This window comes from Corynebacterium sp. HMSC036E10 (genome assembly GCF_001836265.1).
Classification (GTDB): Bacteria; Actinomycetota; Actinomycetes; order Mycobacteriales; family Mycobacteriaceae; genus Corynebacterium; species Corynebacterium coyleae.
In genome coordinates this window covers 29,965-50,828 of record NZ_KV827925.1, presented here as the reverse complement: position 1 = coordinate 50,828, position 20,864 = coordinate 29,965, and the positions used below count along the sequence as shown (strand labels likewise).

Sequence of the window (20,864 nt, the reverse complement as noted above, 5' to 3'; positions counted from 1 at the left end):
CCAAGCCCCCGCACACAAACAATCGGACACTCTCAGGAAACCTGTCCACACGACGCTTGCGCTCATGTCCACCAAATGCAACAACGCATCATCAACTGAATTTACAAAGCACCGCCCTTGTGTTTTTCGCGAATCGGCTCAAAATCCGTTTTCCGTAAAAAGCTCCGGAGGATCATCGAGATGAAGCCAGAGAAAAAGCCTCGGAAACCTGCCCGGAGGATGGCATGTAGGAGTCCCAATACACCGCTCGAGAAACCAAAGCGGAAGACGAATCAGAGGAGCGACCGGATGAAAAACAAGCACCTCAGAAGCTGACCGTCACGCAAAAGGGTGTTATTTTCCCTGCTCGACAGTCTGAAAACACATACACCTCCGAAGCTTCTAACCCGGCTAGCCAAAACTCCACGTTGCGGCAAAAAGGGAGGAAAATGCGGAATATAACGGGGTCTAAAGGGAGCACCCTCCAACAGGTTGAGCGCCATGCTGGAGGGTGCTGTGGAGGAAGCGAAAACACCCGTCACCCAATGCCAGTTCCCTTATAAAAGCGGAACCAGTCACCCCCGTAGAAGAGAGCTGTTACCACCTCGTGAGCACTAAAACTAATAGTGTCCATACCTAACAACACGTTAGATTTCGGCTCATGCCACGCCCTGCGAATCGAACGGAACTCAGGAGGGATTCGACCTGCTGCAGCTTCCAAACAAAGACCCTGCCGCAACGATTCAAGACAGTACGGACCATGTGCGAACACAACTAAACCAGTAACCGTGTGACGCCATAAACGGCAACCATCAGAACACGGAGACGCGAACAATTCATCACACAGTTCATACCCTGCGCGCCCAAGAATCTGTTCCCATGAAACAGTCTTGACCCATGCTCTTCGAGCTGGCCCATTCGACCCTGAATCCAACGTGCCCGCCAACATTTTTCCAATTGAATACTGCAGGCCTCTGCATCGATCCTCATCAACTGCCGCAGTGGCGAGTAGATAAGAAAGCTGCTTCGAAACTGGGCTTGGAGAGACCACAGTACCACCGCGCACAGCGACTGATTCACGCCCACCAATCTCACTCGGATGGGTATAAGGAACCGGGATGCAACAATCATTAAGCATCAGGAAAATTCCACCCGTTTCGTCACCCCACAACATTCCCGTTCGACTCAATGCACTGATATCAAAACCAGGGGCAAGTGAAAGCAAATAATAGTATCGACGACTGTCTCCGTAGACCCAACGCAATGAAGGTTTCTCATCAGCCATACCAAGAAACGGGGCAAGCTGCTTCCACCGTTTAGCGGCTTCATCGCCTTCCACACACACCGCGATAACGCCACTTTCTCCCAAAGGAATGACAGGGGTAGGTGCAGGGTTTTCCGGGTGTTGGAGAGCAAGATCCTCACGTATCGCCGAGTAGACTCCGGCTGTTGTTTCCACGGAGCTGAAAGGCTTATACATCGAAATTTTGAACCTACGTTCCAGTGGATGGCCCCGACGCATAGCTTCATAAGACGTCAGTGCGTGGCCACTCCACTTCCCATCGTGCGGTGGGAAACCAACGGGGATTCCGGCATCAATCAGATCCACTGCTGCCTGGTATGCGAGCAACGCATCATCTTCGCCTGAATAAGCGAGCATCTCTTGAATATCTCGCGGCATAGTTATTTGTGTGTTTTTCATGTTGAAATTTCCTTGTCTGTTGTTCCGCCCTCTCCGCCCATTCCTGCCAAGTTCTTAAAAAGTGTTTTGCTTCTCGGCTATCGGTTGGTTAAGGATCCCTTTAAAAAACTTTTTGAATTTTTGACCGGAATGGGCGGAGAGGGCGGAGAGATAACATTTTTGAAAGTGTTTAAGCCGTGCACTGCCACGACTAGAATTAGATCGGGCAGTGAGAGCTAGGCCCTTCCGGTTTTTGGTGAGATCAGGCCTGGGGTGAGTTGAAAATGGACTGGATCTCCTGTGCCCAGGGGACGGGGCCGACGAAGGAGTTAACGAACTCTCGTCCGTTGGCGGTGAGGTTGATACCGACGAGTCTCGCGGGAGCAGCCCCACCGTTATTCTTCAAATATTCACACCCGATCTCATCAGCGATCATGTAGGCGTCGCGCACCGTTGAAGGCTTGAGATACTGCAGTGCACCTTGCTTTTCCTTGAATGCTTCCCACATCGAGAAAACAGTTTGCGCCCTGACTTCTTTGCCGTTTTCGGGGTCAACTGTGAAGCATTCTTGAGCGAAGAAGCTACAGAGGTTGGATTCCTGCTGTGCGGTTCGGGTTGCTTGTAGGATCTGTGGCGGTGTGGGGCCAAGTCCTTCGTCCTTGTATTTCCTCGCGCCTTCCAGGAGCCAATACAGAATCGCTTTTACTTCTTCCTGTGTCCGCAGGGTTTGTGTGAGGTTCGGGTCGGCGATGCGGTCGCCTTCTTTCGCATCGGCCTCTTTGACGAACTTCTCAGTGAAGGGCACCATGGTGAGCCTGCTCCACAATGCAGTTTCACCTGGGTCCACATTTGGTGGGAAATTTGTTGCGAGCAGCAGGCTATGGGTCGGCTCGAACTCGACAAAATCTTTGTAAAGAGCTCGTGCCTTGATAGTGTCGCCGCCCGAAAGTGTCTTTAGAAGTGAGGAAGGAAACTTCTGGCCTTGCTCGGTCTCAGAGAGGATTGCTAGGCGCACACCCATGAGATCCATCAGTTCGGTTGGGTGTTTGGAAGTACCGGACTCCATGATGGAGCGCGCCAGGGTGATCGCGTTGTCGCCTAGTACATATTTGATGGCTTCGAGCAGTACAGATTTTCCGTTCCGACCTTTCCCGAGAAGTACAAGGATGATGTGCTCAAGGACTCGCCCCCATAGGGTGCTTCCGATGACTCGTTGGAACCATTCACGAGTTTCATCGTCGGGGATGACCTCTCGGAGGAATCGTTGAAATCTTGATCCCCGGTAATCAGAGGCTTGTGGCGGGTCGATGTCGTGTGGGATGGAGCGGGTTACAAGCTTTGTCGAATCTGGTTTCTCAAATTTTGCGGTGTCCAGGTTGTAGTACCAGCGTCGAGCGGCAAGGATTTCCGGGTGGCAGTCGAAATCAGCTGTTTCACTTCGAGCTGCTGATTTTAGCGAGGCCAGCTGAACAATGTTATTGAGTGCCCGGCTGGTGTTAAAAGGGTTAGTTACATTGACATGGACATAACGTTTGCCGGTTAGGTCGTCCCAGATCTCGAACTCTCCATCGATTTCGACAGCACGGAAACGAGTGATGTCCTTGAGACACGTTTCCCAGAGTATTTTTTTGTCGTCTGCCGTCAGTTCATCGGGTTTGTAGGTGATGATTGGAGAGAGAATTCGTTCCCCCGCTTCATCCACTGTCGGGTGTAGAAGGCTTGCGGTTGCTCTGTGGCCGGCATCCTTTGAGGCGTGCCAAGCCTTGTTATCTCCGAATTCGAACCATGTTGCCATATCGTGGACGTAGCGAACTTTTGGTGAAATGGCTCTAGCTACAACGTCGGCAACGGTGGCTTCGTCGCTGTAGACGGTGATGTCATTGATTCGTGACCGGTCGAAGCTGAAGTATTCATCGGCACTGGCAGCTCGGTCTTCGGGCAGGATTTGTTCGGGTTTGGTTGTGCGAAGGAATTGACTTGGCTTAGCTGTGTTTCCTTTCCTGCGTGTTTTGGTCATAAAACTTCTTCTTTCTTTCTATATGGATCCCCGAATGGTTTTCAGGGTTCGGTTGTGTGCGATTTCTAGTTTTCCCATTTCGAGTAGTGCGACCATTTGCATCATGGAGGGGTTGCCTTCAGGCAAGACAGCGAGTCCGAGGTCTCCGTTATCGTCAATAAACTCGTAAACGGTGACGCTGTGGATGACGTTCTTTGGCGAATGCATAATGAATCGGCTTTCCTTTGTTTTCTTAGTGGGCTAAGCGGCTGGCCGTACTGGGATAAGGAGATTCTCAAGTTCTTTTGCCTGGAAAATATACTTTTTTCCGCTTGGTGGGGTGAACGCGTGGATGGTGCCATCTGTGATTGCTCGTCGGATTGTCATTGGGTTCATGCCAGTCAGATCCGCGGCTTCGGAGGTGGTTAGCATTTTCTGTGGGTCTAGATTTAGCGTTTCTAGAATTGACATTGTTTTGACCTTTCGGTTTACTCGGCTCCGTGTTGAGCCTGGTGCCCTAGCGGGGGTTTGCACCCTGCTGCCCGCTTTAACGGATAGGGCTATTTGAGGGGGGTACTATTCGATGAAGTAGTCGAATCTTTCTGCGATTTCCTCTTTGAGGAATTTCTCGGCTGATTCTTCGACCTCTTCGAGCATTTCCCTGATGGAGTGGAAGCGGAGGAAGCCTTCTAGATCCTGGCGGAGAAATGCTTGATCTATTGCCTCTTCGATTTCTTCCTCGGACTTTTCTTCTAGGAGAGGGGTCAGGGTTTCCAAAAAGGTCGGGGAGGAACCCATCGACGTAATCGAATTCTTCGATCTCGCCTTTTTCGAGGATGAGGATCAAGTTAGAGACTGCTTGCTGTGCGTCAGTGTATGGGAGCCCTGCGTACCCCCAGTAGTTATCTGCATTAATTTCTGTGAGGTAGGTCTTGCCTTCGAACGTTACGAAATCAATGTCGAAGAGAGTACCGATTTTCTTGGCTGCTTCAGCGAGGGCTGGATTGTTGTAGTTCTGAGTGTTGGTCATGATGTCCTTCCTTTCGGGTTAGTGTCTCCGCCCTTTGGGGACTGCACATTATTGTACATAAAAAATAGAACAAAGAGAACTTTCTGAACTAATAAAAGTTATATACCGCTAAATGTTTGCAATGTGGCATGTTTATATGGTAATATAATCGTGCATATGGGCAGGTTATAAATAGTGTTATGAGACCTCCCGGTTAGAATGTGACTTTAGTCACATTAAGCAATTTCCAGCCAAAAGGAGACCCAGAAATGGCCCGAAAAGGACTGATTCGGCACCAAAACCCTGAGTACCCGGATATTCGGGACTATGTGGAGTCCCTCAAAGGGGAGGAAGGTCGCCCTACAGCTCAAAATCTCGCGGACGCTATCAAAATGTCCTTAGGGCGCGCGCAGACGCTGATTAAAGAAGGTTGGACTGCTGGCGATTTGCTAATGATTTCGGAAGCCTTAGAGCTAAATCCCGTAATTGTCCTGTATGACTATGAATTCATCGACCATAAGGCGATCCAAGAGGCCAGGGCCCACATGGTTCGCCCAGATCCAGACGAGGCGTATACCCACGTGACGCGGCGTATGCGAGAGCTTGTATTCAAGGACATGCTGGAGAGGCTGGAATCCGAAGATGAAGGCTAGGAAGATGCCTAACGGGAAATGGCGTGTGGATTTTCGCGAGGAAGGCAAAGGGCGTACCCGAGTTTTTAAAACACAAGCCCAAGCGAATGCTTTCATAGCTGAATTGCAGCACTCAAAAAACCAAGGGACCTGGATTAACTCTAGGTCTCGTCGCATTCCCGTGGGTGAATTCCTTGAGCGATACATGCAGGATCGGCGACACAACCTTGCTGTTTCTTCTAGGTATTCCTATGAGCAATACTTAAAAAACAGAATCAAACCGCGCTGGGAGCATGTACCTGTCGGTGAGGTAACGCGACGCGATGTTCAAGATTGGGTGAACGACTTAGCAGATGAACTTGCGCCAAAGACTGTACGAACCATTCATGGAATATTCTCCGGGGCTCTAAAACTCGCTGTTCTCGAAAACTGTCTGTCGAGCAACCCCTGCAACGGAGTGCAGCTGCCTAAAGTGCGGCGCGGAGAGAAAGTCTACATGAGCCTTGAACAGCTTGAAATGCTGATAGATGAGGCGAATGGCGATAAGAAGCAGCTAATTAGGCTTCAGGCAACTACCGGCATGCGTTTTGGTGAGGTTGCTGGGCTCCAAGTTGGTGACATCGATTTTGCGCGCCACCGCATCAGTATTAAGCGACAGGCGGTCACTGTTGGTAATGCCGTTCATGTTAAAGAAGCATTGAAGACTGAGGGGTCGAGGCGAGTGATCGCTTTCTCATCGAAACTCGATGAGGAGCTGAAGGAACTATGTAAGGGGAAGAAAAAGACGGACTTCCTGTTTACCAAAAAGGGAACCCAGGAGCCGTTAAAACGACCTGAGGGCCCTAAGTCCTGGCTCGGTTGCGCTGTGGCACGCATCCGGGCTGTAGACGATGATTTCCCTCATGTCACTTCCCATGATCTTCGTCACACGGCTGTTTCTTTGATGGTAAGTGTGGGGGCACCTATCTCAGTAATCTCGCGTCAAGTGGGGCATAAGAACATTTCGATGACCCTAGACCACTACACGGAGCTGTTTGATAGCGATCTTGACGCGCTGACTACGGCGATGGATTCAATCCTCTAGAAGCGCCGCATACGGCACTTGTACGGCACCAGCAGTGTCAAGAGTGCTCTATTTGCGGTTTTCTATCTACTATTTTTGATCTATTCCTCCCTCTGACCTCGTTGTTGCCGGTCGCGAGGGGGTAATATTTTGTGCCCCAGGTGAGACTCGAACTCACACTGGACGGGTTTTGAATCCGTTGCCTCTGCCAATTGGGCTACTGGGGCGACGCGCGAAAGTGTATCGCAGTTCACCCCGATGTGTGAAATCGCAGGTTGATTAGGTGCGGAAGGTCGTGTCGTGGCGCCCGCTAGACTGGCTGACCGTGACTACAACATCGGAAAAATCCAAGCGTTTGCTGTTGATCGACGGCCACTCGATGGCCTTCCGCGCGTTCTATGCGTTGCCTGCGGAGAACTTCTCCACGTCGGGTGGGCAGCACACGAATGCGGTGTACGGATTCTTGTCCATGTTTGCCAATATTCTTTCCGACGAAAAGCCGACGCACGCTGCCGTCGCGTTCGACGTGGGCCGAAAGACGTTCCGTACGGAGCGTTTCCCGGAGTACAAGGCGCAGCGTGAGGCTACTCCACCTGAGTTTAAAGGCCAGGTTCCGCTGATTGAGGACGTGCTGGGGGATCTCGGCATTGTGACCTTGAGCAAGGAGAACTTTGAGGCGGACGATATCGTCGCCACGCTTGTGACCCAGGCTCGTGCAGATGGTGACTACGAGATTGTTCTGGTCAGTGGTGATCGCGACTACATCCAGCTTGTGGACGACACTACGACCCTCCTGTACCCAATGCGTGGCGTGTCCACGATGACGCGCTTTAACCCGGCGGAGGTGGAGAAGAAATATGGCCTGACGGCTGAGCAGTACCCGGACTTCGCGGCCCTGCGTGGCGACCCGTCAGACAACCTGCCGAATGTGCCGAAAGTGGGGGAGAAGACCGCCACCAAGTGGATTACGCAGTACGGCACGCTCGAGGGGCTTATCGAGCATGCGGATGAGTTGAAGGGGCAAGCAGCCAACAACTTCCGCGAACGCATTGACCAGGTGCGATTGAACCGCGAACTCACCGCAATGGTCACCGATGTGGAACTGCCCGTGGCGCCGGGTGATCTCGAACTCAAACCAGCCGATGTCGCCCAGGTTGCGGCGCGTTTCGACGACCTCGAGTTCGGCGTGAATCTGCGCGAACGCGTGCTCGCCGCGGTACCGACCGATCGCAGCGCACCCGAACCTGAGACGGTGGAGCTGGCTGACGTGACGGTTGATAACGAGTCTCTGGACACCTGGCTGAAGTCTCATGAAGGTCAAGGCCTTGCCCTGTACCTTTCCGGTAACGCGACGCCTGGATCGGGTGATCTGACGGCGCTGGCTATCGTCGATAAGCAGCGCCACGGCATTGCGAAACTTGCCGCCGATCTGTCGGCTGATGAGGACAAGGCGCTGAAGACCTGGCTCGAGTCGGATGACCCGAAGTTCCTGCACGAAGCCAAGGCTGCCTATCACATGCTGCGTGGCCGTGGCATCGAGTTGCGCGGTATCGCACACGACACTGCGATCGCGGCGTATCTGCTGCGTCCCGGCCAGCGCACGTATGCGCTCGAGGATGTGTACCAGCGTCACCTGCAGCGCCAGCTCAGCACCAGCTCTGATCAGCTGAGCTTGCTGGATGATTCGGGCGACGTGGATGCGGCTGCGGCGATTCTGGAGCTTGCCGCAGAGTTGTCCAAGGACCTGCGCGAGATCAACTCCTACGAGTTGTACGCGGACCTCGAACTGCCACTGGTCACGGTGCTCGCGGAAATGGAGCACATTGGCATCGCCGTTGATCTGGACGTTCTGGAGGGGCTGCGCAAGGACCTGACGCACAAGGTTGAGCAGGTCGAAGAGCAGGCGCGTCAGCTGGTCGACGAGCCGGACCTGAACCTATCTAGCCCGAAGCAGCTCTCTGTCGTGCTCTTTGACAAGCTTGCGCTGCCGAAGACGAAGAAGACGAAAACGGGCTACTCGACTGCTGCGGCTGAGATCGAAGCACTCGCAGAGAAGAATCCGCACCCGTTCCTCGATTATCTGCTCGCGCACCGTGAGCACCAGAAGATGAAGTCCACGGTGGAAGGCTTGATTAAGACGGTGCAGCCGGATGGCCGGATCCACACCACGTTTAATCAGACTGTGGCCTCGACGGGGCGTCTCAGCTCGGCGGAGCCGAACCTGCAGAACATTCCGGTGCGTACTGAGGCCGGGCGCAAGATCCGCTCTGCATTTGTAGTTGGCGAGGGCTACGAATGCCTGCTTACCGCCGACTACTCGCAGATTGAGATGCGTGTGATGGCGCACCTCAGCCAAGACGAGGGCCTGATCGAGGCGTACCGGGCGGGGGAGGACCTGCACAACTTCGTTGGCTCCCGCGTGTTTGATGTTCCGATCGATCAGGTCACGCCAGAGCTACGTCGCCGGGTCAAGGCAATGTCCTACGGCCTCGTCTACGGCTTGTCTGCCTACGGCCTGTCGCAACAGTTGTCGATCTCTGCCGGTGAGGCGAAGGGCATTATGGAGAACTACTTCGAACGATTCGGCGGGGTAAAGCGCTACCTTGATGAGGTCGTCGAGCAGGCGCGTCGCGACGGCTACACCTCGACGGTGTTCGGTCGCCGCCGCTACTTGCCGGAACTCACAAGTGACAACCGAATCGCGCGGGAGAACGCCGAGCGTGCGGCGCTGAACGCCCCGATCCAGGGCACTGCTGCGGACATCATCAAGGTTGCGATGCTTCGTGTCGACGACGCCTTGCGCGACTACGCATCACGTGTCCTCCTGCAGGTGCACGATGAGTTGGTGCTCGAGGTTGCCCCGGGCGAGCTAGACGCCGTCCAAGCGATCGTGGAGCGCGAAATGGACAAGGCAATCGAACTCCTCGTCCCGCTAGAGGTGTCTGCAGGTACTGGCGCAAACTGGGAAGAGGCGGCGCACTAGCCGCGAGTACGTTTCGGGAAAGCACGAGGCGGGCATCACGTGAAGCACGCAAACTTCATCTGATGCCCGCCTCGAGTACGGCGTCCCCAGTTACCGTATCCCCCGACGTGGCCCAACCCCCCAGGCCATTTCCTCTTTCTATTTTGTTACCACCTAGCGGCGGGGTTCTCGATTAGGTACCGAGCCTCAGGCAGTGCTTAGATTTCACTCTGTTCTGGGGCTATTCCTCAAGAACCAGGTAAAACCTTAATTGCTACTGAGCGGGCGCACAAGCAATACACAGTAACTGTTAAGCATGTGACGGAATGTCTAATAAGTCGCAGCTTATGTGGACAGGTGAACGGCTTTTTGGATCCTTTAGTTACGTGGGGGTAAGTGCCAAAATTCTACCCCCGACACCTACCCCCGCTGGGGTGTTAGCGAGGCCTGATTGGCCTACACGTCACTGACGGTTTTCTCGTCGGAGGCATCCTCGACGGCGTCTTCAACTGCTTCTTTAAATTCATCCTCCTCGAGATTGGAGTCTTCAGCGAGATCTTCAATCTCGTCCGAGGTGTCGTCGTCAAGCGCGGCCTCAACAGCTTGAGCGCGGCGCTCGCCTTCTTCTTTCAGGCGGGTGCGGTGGCGGAAGTAGACGACGGTCATCACTGTCATCACGAACAGGCCGAGGTAGCCCAGGATCGGGTACAGGTTGGAAACGAGCGGCTGGAAGCCGGCGAAGGAAAGGCCAAAACCGACAATGCAGGCGATGGCATAGACCGGGTAGAAGCGTTCTGGGTTCTTTCTGGTGAGTCGCTTTGCCAGCGCGTAGAACATGCCCAAACAGGTGTTGAACACCATGAGGAAGATCACCCAGGTCATGATGAAGCCCAGGACTGGGTGGACGTTATCCAGCACGGTCAAAAGTGGCATGTCGTGGCCGTTTACTGCCTCGACCTGCATGAGCAGCGCGGCTACAAGAAGGGCAAGAAGTGCCACGTAAATGAGTCCACCAAGGACTCCGCCAATCCGCGTGCTCTTAGTGTCAAACTCATCACCGGCCATCACGATCGCCATCGAGACACCGCATAGGGCGTTTAGTCCCGTGTGGTTGAGTGCACCCAAGAACCAGTACGGGGTGCCGTCAGCGCGGTTTACTTCGTTGCGCGCAAAGTTATCCACCTCAGACCAGTCGACGCTGATCTGGGTGAACGAATAGATCGCGCCGATGAGCACAAAGATCACCAGCAGGGGAGTTGCCCAAGCGATGACAGAGGCGACGCGGTCAACGTCGAATCGGCCGACGATAAGCATCAGTGCAAGCATGAGTACCGCGCCCACCCAAATCTGCCAGTCGAATGCTTGGTTCAGGTTCGAGCCTGCGCCAGCAAACATGACGAAGCCAACGGAGAACATGCAGATAACCGCAGACCAGTCCATGAGGAACGCGGCAGGCTTCGATGCCACCTTGTAGAAGACTTCATTGTGTTCGTCGGCGAGGAAATACGACCCGAATGTGACAAACGCGGTGGCGGCTAGCAGCATGGTCACGCCAGCAACGATTACACCCCAAAAGCCCTGGGTGCCGTAGGCGACGAAGTATTGGAGTGCTTCCATGCCGGAGGCAAAACCCGCTCCGACGACGATGCCGACGAACGATGCTGCGACGGCAAGGCTGCGTTTCCACATAGGGTGAACACACTTTCTGAGTTGTAGAGTTATGGACTTACGTCATGGTAGTCCCTTGCTTATAAACTGCGTTGCAGTGCCCGGGGTCCAGATCATTTGCTCTAGCAGCGGAAAGTGTCTAAACTCGTGCGGGCGTGTCTACGCGCGAGCTTGGCGTCCATCGTAATAGGAGGGTGTGGCGACCAGCCCGCTGCGAGATCAGCAACCGCGAGCGTTTCGGCGCTTACGCTGCTGAGAGAGACGCTTCTGTCCAATCACGATCTCCTATTTTTTCGGAGCACATACTACTTATGCGCACTACCAACGCACCCCAGGTTGCCATCAACGACATCGGTGGCCCTGAGGAATTCCTCGCCGCAGTCGACGAGACCATCAAGTACTTCAACGACGGTGACATCGTCACCGGCACCGTGGTCAAGGTTGACCACGACGAGGTCCTGCTCGACATCGGCTACAAGACCGAGGGCATCATCCTCACCCGCGAGCTCTCCATCAAGCACGACGTTGACCCGGAGGACGTGGTCGAGGTCGGCGATGAGATCGACGCGCTTGTCCTGACCAAGGAGGACAAGGAAGGCCGCCTGATGCTGTCCAAGAAGCGTGCTCAGTACGAGCGTGCTTGGGGCACCATCGAGGAGCTGCAGGCCAACGACCAGCCGGTTACCGGTACCGTCATCGAGGTCGTCAAGGGCGGCCTCATCCTCGACATCGGCCTGCGCGGCTTCCTGCCGGCATCGCTGGTCGAGATGCGTCGTGTTCGCGACCTGGATCCGTACATCGGCCAGGAGCTCGAGGCAAAGATCATCGAGCTGGACAAGCACCGCAACAACGTGGTCCTGTCCCGTCGCGCTTACCTGGAGGAGACCCAGTCTGCGGTCCGCTCCGACTTCCTGCACCAGCTGCAGAAGGGCCAGGTCCGCAAGGGCGTCGTGTCCTCCATCGTCAACTTCGGTGCATTCGTTGACCTCGGCGGCGTTGACGGCCTCGTCCACGTCTCCGAGCTGTCCTGGAAGCACATCGACCACCCGTCTGAGGTTGTCGCTGTTGGCGACGAGGTCACTGTCGAGGTGCTCGACGTCGATCTCGACCGCGAGCGCGTCTCCCTGTCGCTGAAGGCGACACAGGAGGATCCGTGGCGTGTCTTCGCCCGCACCCACGCTGTGGGCCAGATCGTCCCGGGCAAGGTCACCAAGCTGGTTCCGTTCGGTGCGTTTGTCCGCGTCGAAGAGGGCATCGAGGGCCTCGTCCACATCTCCGAGCTGGCTCAGCGCCACGTCGAGGTTCCGGACCAGGTTGTCAACGTCAACGAAGAGGTCATGGTCAAGGTCATCGACATCGACCTGGACCGTCGTCGTATCTCCCTGTCGCTCAAGCAGGCTGACGAGGACTTCGTCGAAGAGTTCGATCCGTCTCGCTACGGCATGGCCGACTCCTACGACGAGCAGGGCAACTACATCTTCCCGGAGGGCTTCGACCCGGAGACCAACGAGTGGATGGAAGGCTACGACGAGGCTCGCCAGCAGTGGGAGGCTCGTTACGCCGAGGCAGAGCGTCGCCACCAGGCACACGCTGCCCAGATCGAGCGTCACCGCGCCGCTGCAGCCGAGGCTGCAGAGCAGGCTGGCGATCAGGCCAATTACTCCTCTGAGTCTGCAGCTGCAGCTCCGGCAGCTGACCAGGCTGAGGAGAACATCGGCTCGCTGGCTTCCGACGAGCAGCTCGCTGCTCTGCGCGACAAGCTTGCTGGCAACTAAGCCACGACGAGTTCGTGCTTAGGGATTGCCTTTAAGCAATCAGCGTCAGCGCCCCGCATCACCGTCATGGTGGGCGGGGCGCTTTGCTATCTTCACATGCATGAAGAAAGTTGGACTCACGGGCGGAATCGGCAGCGGCAAATCCACAGTCGCACGAATGCTGGCAGACGAAGGCTTCCCGGTAGTGGACGCCGACCAGATCGCACGAGAGATCATGGAACCAGGCTCACCGGTGCTCGCACAGGTCGCGGAGGTTTTTGGCGAGGACCTTATCGACGACACCGGCGCCTTAAACCGCGCAGAGCTGGCGAAACGCGCTTTCTCTTCGACGGAGCAAACGGAGAAATTGAACGCTTTAACGCACCCGGCCATCCGCGCTGAATCCAACCGGCGATTCGATGAGGCAGAGAAGGCAGGCGCTCGCGCGGTGATTTACGACATGCCGTTGCTTGTGGATCTCGGCCTACACCACGACATGGACATGACGGTCGTCGTCGATGTTGATGTGGACGAGCGGGTACGCAGGCTCGTCGACAAGCGGGGGCTCACTGAAGCGGACGCGCGGGCGCGCATCGCGCAGCAGGTTGACGACGACACCCGACGGGCGGCAGCCGACATCGTTGTGGATAACAACGGGCCGCTCGAGGCACTTGCAGCACAGGTAGAAAAGGTCGTACGGATGATTGACGCGTGAGTTTCTCACTGGAAATACCGCGGAAATTCACTCTATGGCAATCATTGATTTACCTACGCCTTTTAGCGTGACGCGGTATGGGAACTTGGGATACAGGGCCGTTTGATAACGACCCCGCAATCGAAGCGGTTGACGCAGTGGTCAACGGCACATTCGACATTGCCCAATTCCGTTTCGATTGTGGGCTTGGGTCGCTGGGAACTGATGAGGCTGCATCCGTCATCGCGCTTGCTGCCATGCTTAACGGACATCTCCCCGAGCGACATAGTGGTGCCGGCGTCGATTCGCCGTTCACATTCGACGATCGGCAGTGGATCAGACGGCGCGCCCGTTCGATTCTTCGACCAGGTGGCTCGGAGCTCTACTCCATGTGGGAGGACGCAGGCGAACTTGACCAGTGGCTTGCCGAAGTGCGAAAGTACGCCGTCTGACTGTCCTTACTCAGCGTTTGTGCTCAACGTAGCGCAGAACTGCCAGAGCAACTCGCCGGCCTTTGTCAGGTTGGCCAGGAACTCTTCCGGCTGTTCGGCAGTCGCTGCGTTCCAGGAGACGCAATACTCCGTATCGTCGTGCAGCGGGGTATACGCGATGCCGAACCCTTCTGGCAACGCCGGTGCGAAGCAGTAGCGAACGATCTGAGCAGCGCCGCCGATCGAGGTCGTGGATAAGAAATCGCGACGAGCAGCGGTTACACGCGTGTCGTTGAAGAATGCGTGAGTGTCGTCGATAGTCGCCATCATCTGGATATGTCGGTCGAAGCCGTTGCCAGACTTGCACCGCTTCACCCATGCCCGATGCGCGTTGATGGCGTCCTCGAGGCCAGCCTGTTCAGCCGTACCCTCCACAAGCGCTCGCGCAAAAGCAGCAGCCTCGGGTGTGGCGGCGCGCAAGCACTCCGTGCGTCCGGCACGGAACTCACGCATGTCAACGGCCTCATATGCCGCGCGTACTCGGCCGTAGGTCAGTTGCTGCGCGATAGTCATCATTAACTGCGCTGAAGCATCGCGGCTGAACTTCAACGGCAGGTCCGCAGGCTGGTCAAACGGCACGTGCACGATGCGGGTACGCAATTTCTCCGCCGCGCCCGCAACCTCGGCAACGCTCTTCTCGATGCGCGTGGTGAGCGCGTTATCGAGATCCCAGCGCAGTTCCTGCGGCTTTGCGACGAAATCTGCGCCGACACCGATCTCCGCTTCTTGCATGCGCGTGATCGCGGTAACGAGGGTTCCGCCGTCCTGGCACGAGTGCTCAACGTGCACTGCACTCCAGGGATCTGTCAGGCTGAACTGGTAGCTCAGCGGCTTGTACGTCCATGCACCACGGGGGAGGAAGGTCAGTTCGTTGATCCGCTCCTCGTCGGAAGCGTGTGTGGTTACTCCGTAGTCGATCAGGTCGACGGTGAAGAGGAACTCCTGCAGACGTTTGTACACATCGCCGTTGTCGCCCTGTGCCAACATGTCCGGCAGTACTTCTGCAAGCGTTTCGGAGCCGAGCAGCGATGCCGCGTTGAAGTCCACGCTCTGCTTGCGCGGGGCGTCCAGAACCGTCTCAAGCGCGTTTCGCAGGTTCGGAGCTGCAATCGGCTCGCCAGCCTCGTCGGTCACGGGTACTGCGTAAAGGTGCCCATCGACAAACACGCCGATCTCGCGGTTGGCAGTGCCTGCGGTGGCGACGATGATCTCATCCTCACCGGCACTCGGGTGGCGCAGCCCTCCGCCAAAGACAAACCACTGGTCTTGGGTAATGCGGTTGCCGCGCGCGTCCACGTAGTCCGGCAAGTCATCTCCCGCAGCTTGGAGGTGAACAACCAACGCTCGCCGGATGCCGTCAACCACACGGTCCAAGCCAGTCTCCTCAGATGGCAGCGCCAGCTGGAAACCCACGTTCGTCGTCAGTGTCAGTGGCCCACGGGTTGCCAGGTAGCTCGAATACCACTCGTCGGAAAGCCAGTTCGTGCCTTCGGCCTCACGGGTTGCTGCGCGCTGCCGCAGTGCCTCGTCGAGACGCGGGGCTTGCGACTGCGCGAAGTCAGCGACGATCGCCTTCGCTTCTGCAAGCTCGGTCTCGTCGAGAACCGCCTCAAGCGCATGAATGTAAGCCTCGAGCGTGGACGAAAGATCCGGAACTGGCAAAGCTTTCAGATCGCGCGTCAACGGGTGCGGAGTAATGGGCACTTAAAAGCCTTTCTTCAAAGAGAGTTAAAGTTCCGGGATATTTGCTAACAAGGACTTGGTGTACTCGTGCGTTGGCCGCTCAAGAACATCATCGACTGGCCCTTCGTCCACGATAACGCCCTTGTTCAGCACCGCAATACGCGTGGCGGTGTGACGTGCCAGCGCAATGTTGTGGGTGACAAACAGCATCGATAGACCGCGCTCTGCGCGAAGGTCTGCAAGAAGCTCGAGGATCGATGCCTGGACCGACACATCGAGAGCCGACGTGATCTCGTCGCACACCAACACGTCAGGAGCATTCACGAGCGCACGCCCAATCGCAGCGCGTTGGCGCTCACCACCGGACAGATCACCCGGGCGACGGTCGTAGAAACTCCGGTCGAGCTGGACAGCTTCCAAGACGTCCTCGACGACCCTGCGGTGCTCCTTCCGCGACAACTTGCCCGACATGACAAGTGGCACGCTCAGCGACTCACCGATCGTGCGCCGCGGGTTCAACGAGGAAAACGGCGACTGGAAGATGTACTGAACGTACTGACGCTGATCCACGGTGCGCTCGCGGCTGCCGTGCTCAAGCAGTTCGCCCCGCAGGCGCACCTCTCCGGTGTAGCCAGGGTTGAGACCTGCGATTGATCGAGCCAACGTTGTCTTGCCGGAGCCAGACTCGCCGAGCAGAAGAATCGACTCACCCTCCTCGAGCGTGAGATCAATGCCGTGGAGGACCTTGTTGTCGCCGTAGGCCATCTCCAGATTGTTCACCTGCAGCAGCGGGGCAGCGCTATCGCGCTCCTCAACCTGGACGGCAGAGGCGATGCCGTGGCCGGTGATGTTCTTTCGACCCGGCAAATCTGGAATCGCGGCGAGAAGCTTTTGAGTATACGGGTGCTGTGGGTTGTACAGCACCGCCTGCGCAGGGCCTTCTTCGACGATGTCACCGCGCAGCATAACCACGACACGGTCCGCCAACTCAGCCACCACTGCAAGATCGTGCGTGATGTACAACGAAGCGATGTCGTTCTTGTGCGTCATCTCGCGCACGGTGTCCAGCACGTGGGCTTGGGTGGATACGTCGAGGCCGGTCGTAGGCTCGTCGAGAATCAGCACGTCCGGGTACATGGCGAACGCCATTGCGATACCGACGCGCTGCTGTTGGCCACCAGAGAGCTGGTGCGGCCAACGGGCCAAGTATTCGTCGGTGTCCGGCAAATCCACGTCGCGCATGACTTCGCGGACACGAGCACCAGCATCGCCATCGAAGGAGTGCACGTCGAGCACTTCACGGATCTGTTCACCGATACGCATCGTCGGGTTCAAACTCAGTGCCGGATCCTGCGGCACATACGCGATGCGGCTGCCGCGAAGTTCCCGCAGATCAGCTTCGCTGAGGTTGAGGACGTCATAGTCGGTTCCGTTTGCGGAATGGAGGGTCACGGTGCCGTCGAAAAGCATCAGTCCCGGGCGAAGATGACCCATAGCAGCCAAACCGGCAGTAGTTTTGCCCGAGCCGGACTCGCCGACTAGACAGACAATCTCGCCCCGTTTCAGCGTGTAGTCCACACCGTGGAGGATCTCAGCGCCTTCCAACGTGCCCAGGCGAAGGTCGCTCACGCTGAGCACAAAATCATCTGACGACTTGGTGTTGCCGTCTTGGTTCGCGGATATCGCGGTAGTCATTCGTCATTCCCCTTTGCTGCTATCCGTTGTGGCGGATGGGCTCGTGCTTCGGCACCCGTTCCGGGTCGATGGTCTGGTTGCGGCCGCGCTTTGGCGGTGTAGCAGTGGTTGCGGTGGCGCGCGCTGTGGCGTCGGCCAACATGTTGGTGCCGATAGTCAGCACAGCAACCGCAGCCACCGGCAGAAGCACGCCCCACGGCTGCAGCGATAGTGCGATGCGGTTCTCGTTGATCATCAAACCCCAGTCCGCAGCCGGCGGCTGGATGCCAAGGCCAAGGAAGGACAGCGAGGCAATCGAACCAATGGAGTAGGTCAGACGCAGACCCGCCTCCACAGCCAGCGGGCCGGTGATGTTGGGCGCGATCTCCTGGATGAGAATTCTCCAGTGCGGCACCGAATACATCTGGGCGGCGCGGATGTAGTCCTCGTTTGTCACGGACATCGTCGCAGCACGTGCCACACGGGCAATGCGAGGCGCGTGCGTCAAACCAATGACCAGGACGAGCACGGTTGCTGAGGGGCCAAAAATAACGATGGCCAACATGGCAAAAATTAGCTGTGGGAACGCCAAAATCACGTCGTTGAGCCGCATCAGCACCGAATCGACTTTGCCACCTGCGTATCCCGCAATCATGCCGATGATGGTGCCGACAACCATGCCGAGGACCGTGGCCAAAAACGCGGTCACCAACAGGATGAGGCCACCGGCAACGAAGCGAGACAGCACCGAACGGCCAAGGTTATCGGTGCCAAACACTCCGATGTCCGTAAATGGCAGGCCGATGAACTCCGTTGTGCTGCGACCGGTGATCTGCTCGGCGAAGAAATACCCGACGACCGCCAACGCGATGACAAGCCCCGTCAAGACGAGTCCGACCTTGCCTTCGGACTGTGCCCAAATTCGGGACAGCAATGGTTCCGGCTTGGACACCGACGTTTTCAGTTCAGAATCGTCGACCACGGGTTTCGGGGTTTTCCCTGGTTCTTGGGGGTGTACTGGTGCAGACATCAGTTACTCCTCAACTTCGGGTTAGCCGCAATGCTGACAAGATCCGCCAGTAGGTTGACCACGACATATACCGCGGCGATCAGCAGTGAGACAGCCTGAACAACTTGTACGTCGCGGTAGTTCACCGCATCGATGAGCGCGACGCCGAGGCCGGGGTAGCGGAACAGATACTCGACGACCACAATGCCGCCAGCCAGCCACGCGAGCTGGATTGCGACGACCTGTGCAATAGGCCCGACCGCGTGGGGCAGCGCATGACGGAACACCACGCGACGCTCGGGCACGCCTTTCAGTCGCGCCATCTCGACGTAGCCCGATTCCAGTGCCTCGATCATCGTTGCGCGAGTCATACGCGCCACATAAGGCGTGACGACGAACGCGAGAGTCAAGGTTGGCAACACCAGCTGCATTGGGAACTCCCACACACGACTGCCCGGAGGTGACATGGTCACTGCCGGCAAAATTTGGAACACCGAGGTAGCGAACAACGTGACCAGTGCGATACCGATGACGAACTCCGGCAGCGCAGCGAGAATCAACGTCACCCAGGTGATCGCCGAATCGCGCTTGTAACCGCGCCACCACGCCGCATACACACCCAGGAGCACGCCGACAGGGATCGAAATTGCCGCGGCGAGCAGCATGAGTACCAGCGAATTCACCAGTGGCTCGCCAAGCAGTTCAGAAACTGGGCCACCGGTGGACGTCGATGTGCCCAAGTCACCGGTGAAAATGCCTCCCAGCCACAGCAAGTAGCGGGTGACCGGAGGCTGGTCGAGATTCATTTCTGCCTCGAGCGCCGCGATACGTTCCGGCGTTGCCTGCTGGCCCAAAATTGCCGTAGCCGGCGAGCCAGGCAGAAGCAACGTCGCGCAGAAAATGATGACGGATACAGCGAACAGGATGAAGACACTCACCCCGAGCCTGCGAAGAATGAACTTGCCCATGTGTGCTTATGCCTCCGCAATCCAAACTCGCTCGAACATGGCCTGGCCCAGCGGCATACCGCCGGGGTGGGTTTGAAGCCCCACCACGTATTTGTGGTACGCGTCAATCTGGTTGGCAAAGCCCCAGATGATGTAGCCGCCGTCGTCGTAGAGACGCTGCTGCAGCTCGTGGATCATTTCGCTGCGTTTTTCGTCGTCGACAATCGTTCGGGCCTCATTGGCCAACGCAGTGAACTCCGGGTCCACCCAGTGGGTCTCGTTAAACGGTGAATCCGCCGTTGCACACTGGTTGACCTGCTGGAGGAAGTTTCGCGTGTAGTAGAACGACAACGCGAACGGGTACTCCAGGTAGTTGCCGTCGGCGAAGAATGTCGAGGAATCAACCTGGTTAATAGTTACGTTGATGCCAGCAGGACGGACCTGCTCTGCGTATACCTGGGCGCTACGTAACGCGCCGGTCTGGATTTCAGCGGCGTTGAGGGTGACATCGATACCGTCCGGGTAGCCCGCCTCCGCGAGAAGACGCTTGGCCTCCTCGATATTCTGCCCACGCTGGGGAATGTCCTCCGGGTAGGCGGGGTCGTACGGGCTGAACATGTCGTTGCCCACTTGACCTTCGCCGGAGTAGACCTGGTCCACCAATTGCGGGCGGTCCGCGGCAAGGCGCATGGCGCGGCGCACGCGGACATCATCAAACGGTGCAACGTCCACGCGCATCGTCAGCGGCAACCACATGCCGGTCTGCGAAATGAGGGTGTCCAAGCGCGGGTCTGCATCGATCACACGTGCAAGCGAGTGGTTCAGGCTGCCGATTGCGTCAACCTGGGAAGACAGCAATGCGTTGAGCATGGCGTCCTCCTCCTGGAAGTCGATGATGACAACGCTGTCTAGGTAGGGAGTCTCTCCCCAGAAGTTCTCGTTGCGCACCATCTTCGTCGACTGGCCGGGGGAGAAGTGCTCAAGCTTGAAAGGGCCGCTGCCGATCGGGTTCTTGGGATCGTAGTCCTCCGGCACGATGCCCATTTGATACTCGGCAAGACTGTCAATGAGCGTCGCGTCCGGGGCATTGAGGTAGATGCGCAACTCATTCGGTCCGGTGACCTCCATCGATTCGATGTGGTTGATCGATGCAGCACCGGACTTCGGGTTGTCGGGATCGCGAATACGGTCGTAGGAGAATATGACGTCCTCAGGGCGCACCGGTCGACCGTCTGAGAACTGCACACCATCGCGCAGCGTGATGGTCCACACCGTCGCGTCGTCGTTTGGCTCAATAGCCGTGGCGAGGCGGTACTGCAGGTCGTAGTTGGTGTCGTAGCGTACGAGCGAGTCGTACATGTTGATCAAACGCGTGCCGTCAGAAGCACTCGTTGGAATGTGCGCATCTACGGTGTCGGTGGAAGAACCTCCGACGAGCCCCACCCGGAGCCTGCCGCCGCGACGAGGTGGACCAGAGGTGTTTATCTCCTCGACGGGGGCGGTGGTACACGACGCCAAGGCAAGGGTCGCTCCACCCAGCACGGTCGCCCGCAGCATCTGTCTTCGAGTCATCTGCATAGAACGCTTCACCTGTACTTTCCGACGTGCGCTGGTAGTGCGCT

The 20,864-nt window shown here is 56.9% G+C and carries 16 protein-coding genes and 1 tRNA gene; 6 read left to right on the top strand and 11 right to left on the bottom strand.

The window, feature by feature from the left end; genetic code table 11:
* Positions 1–517: 517 nt before the first annotated feature.
* The 4 genes from HMPREF2736_RS12090 to HMPREF2736_RS00210 form a co-directional block, all read right to left on the bottom strand.
* Complete coding sequence (locus HMPREF2736_RS12090; RefSeq protein ID WP_141761558.1) at positions 518–1,681, bottom strand: hypothetical protein; 1,164 nt, start codon at positions 1,679–1,681, stop codon at positions 518–520.
* A 241-nt stretch (positions 1,682–1,922) separates the two neighbouring features.
* Complete coding sequence (locus HMPREF2736_RS00220) at positions 1,923–3,677, bottom strand: DNA primase family protein (protein WP_070828615.1); 1,755 nt, start codon at positions 3,675–3,677, stop codon at positions 1,923–1,925.
* A 240-nt stretch (positions 3,678–3,917) separates the two neighbouring features.
* A complete protein-coding gene (locus HMPREF2736_RS12840; protein ID WP_371326393.1) occupies positions 3,918–4,088 on the bottom strand; it encodes a helix-turn-helix domain-containing protein in 171 nt (56 codons plus the stop codon).
* A 144-nt stretch (positions 4,089–4,232) separates the two neighbouring features.
* The gene (locus tag HMPREF2736_RS00210; RefSeq protein WP_070828613.1) at positions 4,233–4,454 is read right to left on the bottom strand and encodes a hypothetical protein; all 222 of its coding nucleotides are present in this window, start codon (positions 4,452–4,454) and stop codon (positions 4,233–4,235) included.
* A 480-nt stretch (positions 4,455–4,934) separates the two neighbouring features.
* On the opposite strand from HMPREF2736_RS00210, the gene HMPREF2736_RS00205 reads away from it, so the two are divergent.
* Complete coding sequence (locus tag HMPREF2736_RS00205; RefSeq protein WP_070828612.1) at positions 4,935–5,318, top strand: hypothetical protein; 384 nt, start codon at positions 4,935–4,937, stop codon at positions 5,316–5,318.
* Positions 5,319–5,322: 4 nt separating this feature from the next.
* Positions 5,323–6,381: a tyrosine-type recombinase/integrase gene (locus tag HMPREF2736_RS11800; protein WP_167617104.1), complete on the top strand. Its 1,059-nt coding sequence runs from the start codon at positions 5,323–5,325 to the stop codon at positions 6,379–6,381.
* 132 nt (positions 6,382–6,513) lie between these two features.
* Here HMPREF2736_RS11800 and HMPREF2736_RS00195 read toward each other — a convergent pair.
* Positions 6,514–6,587 (bottom strand) — tRNA-Leu (locus HMPREF2736_RS00195).
* A gap of 152 nt (positions 6,588–6,739) precedes the next feature.
* Between HMPREF2736_RS00195 and polA the strand changes: the two genes are divergently transcribed.
* Complete coding sequence (polA, locus tag HMPREF2736_RS00190; RefSeq protein WP_070828618.1) at positions 6,740–9,343, top strand: DNA polymerase I; 2,604 nt, start codon at positions 6,740–6,742, stop codon at positions 9,341–9,343.
* A gap of 435 nt (positions 9,344–9,778) precedes the next feature.
* On the opposite strand, the gene HMPREF2736_RS00185 is transcribed toward polA, so the two are convergent.
* Positions 9,779–11,011, bottom strand: a complete 1,233-nt coding sequence (locus HMPREF2736_RS00185) for a YkvI family membrane protein (RefSeq protein WP_070449996.1) — start codon at positions 11,009–11,011, stop codon at positions 9,779–9,781.
* A gap of 290 nt (positions 11,012–11,301) precedes the next feature.
* Between HMPREF2736_RS00185 and rpsA the strand changes: the two genes are divergently transcribed.
* The 3 genes from rpsA (at position 11,302) to HMPREF2736_RS00170 (ending at position 13,890) form a co-directional block, all read left to right on the top strand.
* A complete protein-coding gene (gene rpsA, locus HMPREF2736_RS00180) occupies positions 11,302–12,765 on the top strand; it encodes a 30S ribosomal protein S1 (protein ID WP_070422931.1) in 1,464 nt (487 codons plus the stop codon).
* Positions 12,766–12,865: 100 nt separating this feature from the next.
* A complete protein-coding gene (coaE, locus tag HMPREF2736_RS00175) occupies positions 12,866–13,459 on the top strand; it encodes a dephospho-CoA kinase (protein WP_070771736.1) in 594 nt (197 codons plus the stop codon).
* Between the two features lie 77 nt (positions 13,460–13,536).
* Complete coding sequence (locus tag HMPREF2736_RS00170) at positions 13,537–13,890, top strand: DUF4259 domain-containing protein (RefSeq protein WP_070483611.1); 354 nt, start codon at positions 13,537–13,539, stop codon at positions 13,888–13,890.
* Positions 13,891–13,896: 6 nt separating this feature from the next.
* Here the strand turns inward: HMPREF2736_RS00170 and HMPREF2736_RS00165 are convergent, their stop codons facing one another.
* The 5 genes from HMPREF2736_RS00165 to HMPREF2736_RS00145 are packed head-to-tail and all read right to left on the bottom strand — an operon-like array spanning position 13,897 to position 20,814.
* A complete protein-coding gene (locus HMPREF2736_RS00165) occupies positions 13,897–15,633 on the bottom strand; it encodes a choline/carnitine O-acyltransferase (RefSeq protein ID WP_083284717.1) in 1,737 nt (578 codons plus the stop codon).
* A gap of 24 nt (positions 15,634–15,657) precedes the next feature.
* A complete protein-coding gene (locus tag HMPREF2736_RS00160; protein ID WP_070422928.1) occupies positions 15,658–17,307 on the bottom strand; it encodes an ABC transporter ATP-binding protein in 1,650 nt (549 codons plus the stop codon).
* 19 nt (positions 17,308–17,326) lie between these two features.
* A complete protein-coding gene (locus HMPREF2736_RS00155) occupies positions 17,327–18,316 on the bottom strand; it encodes an ABC transporter permease (protein WP_070422927.1) in 990 nt (329 codons plus the stop codon).
* The gene (locus tag HMPREF2736_RS00150) at positions 18,316–19,263 is read right to left on the bottom strand and encodes an ABC transporter permease (protein WP_070422926.1); all 948 of its coding nucleotides are present in this window, start codon (positions 19,261–19,263) and stop codon (positions 18,316–18,318) included. Before HMPREF2736_RS00150 ends, HMPREF2736_RS00155 begins: the two co-directional genes overlap by 1 nt.
* Positions 19,264–19,269: 6 nt before the next feature.
* Entirely contained in the window at positions 19,270–20,814 is a 1,545-nt protein-coding gene (locus HMPREF2736_RS00145) for an ABC transporter substrate-binding protein (protein ID WP_224212741.1), read from the bottom strand.
* Positions 20,815–20,864: the final 50 nt, after the last annotated feature.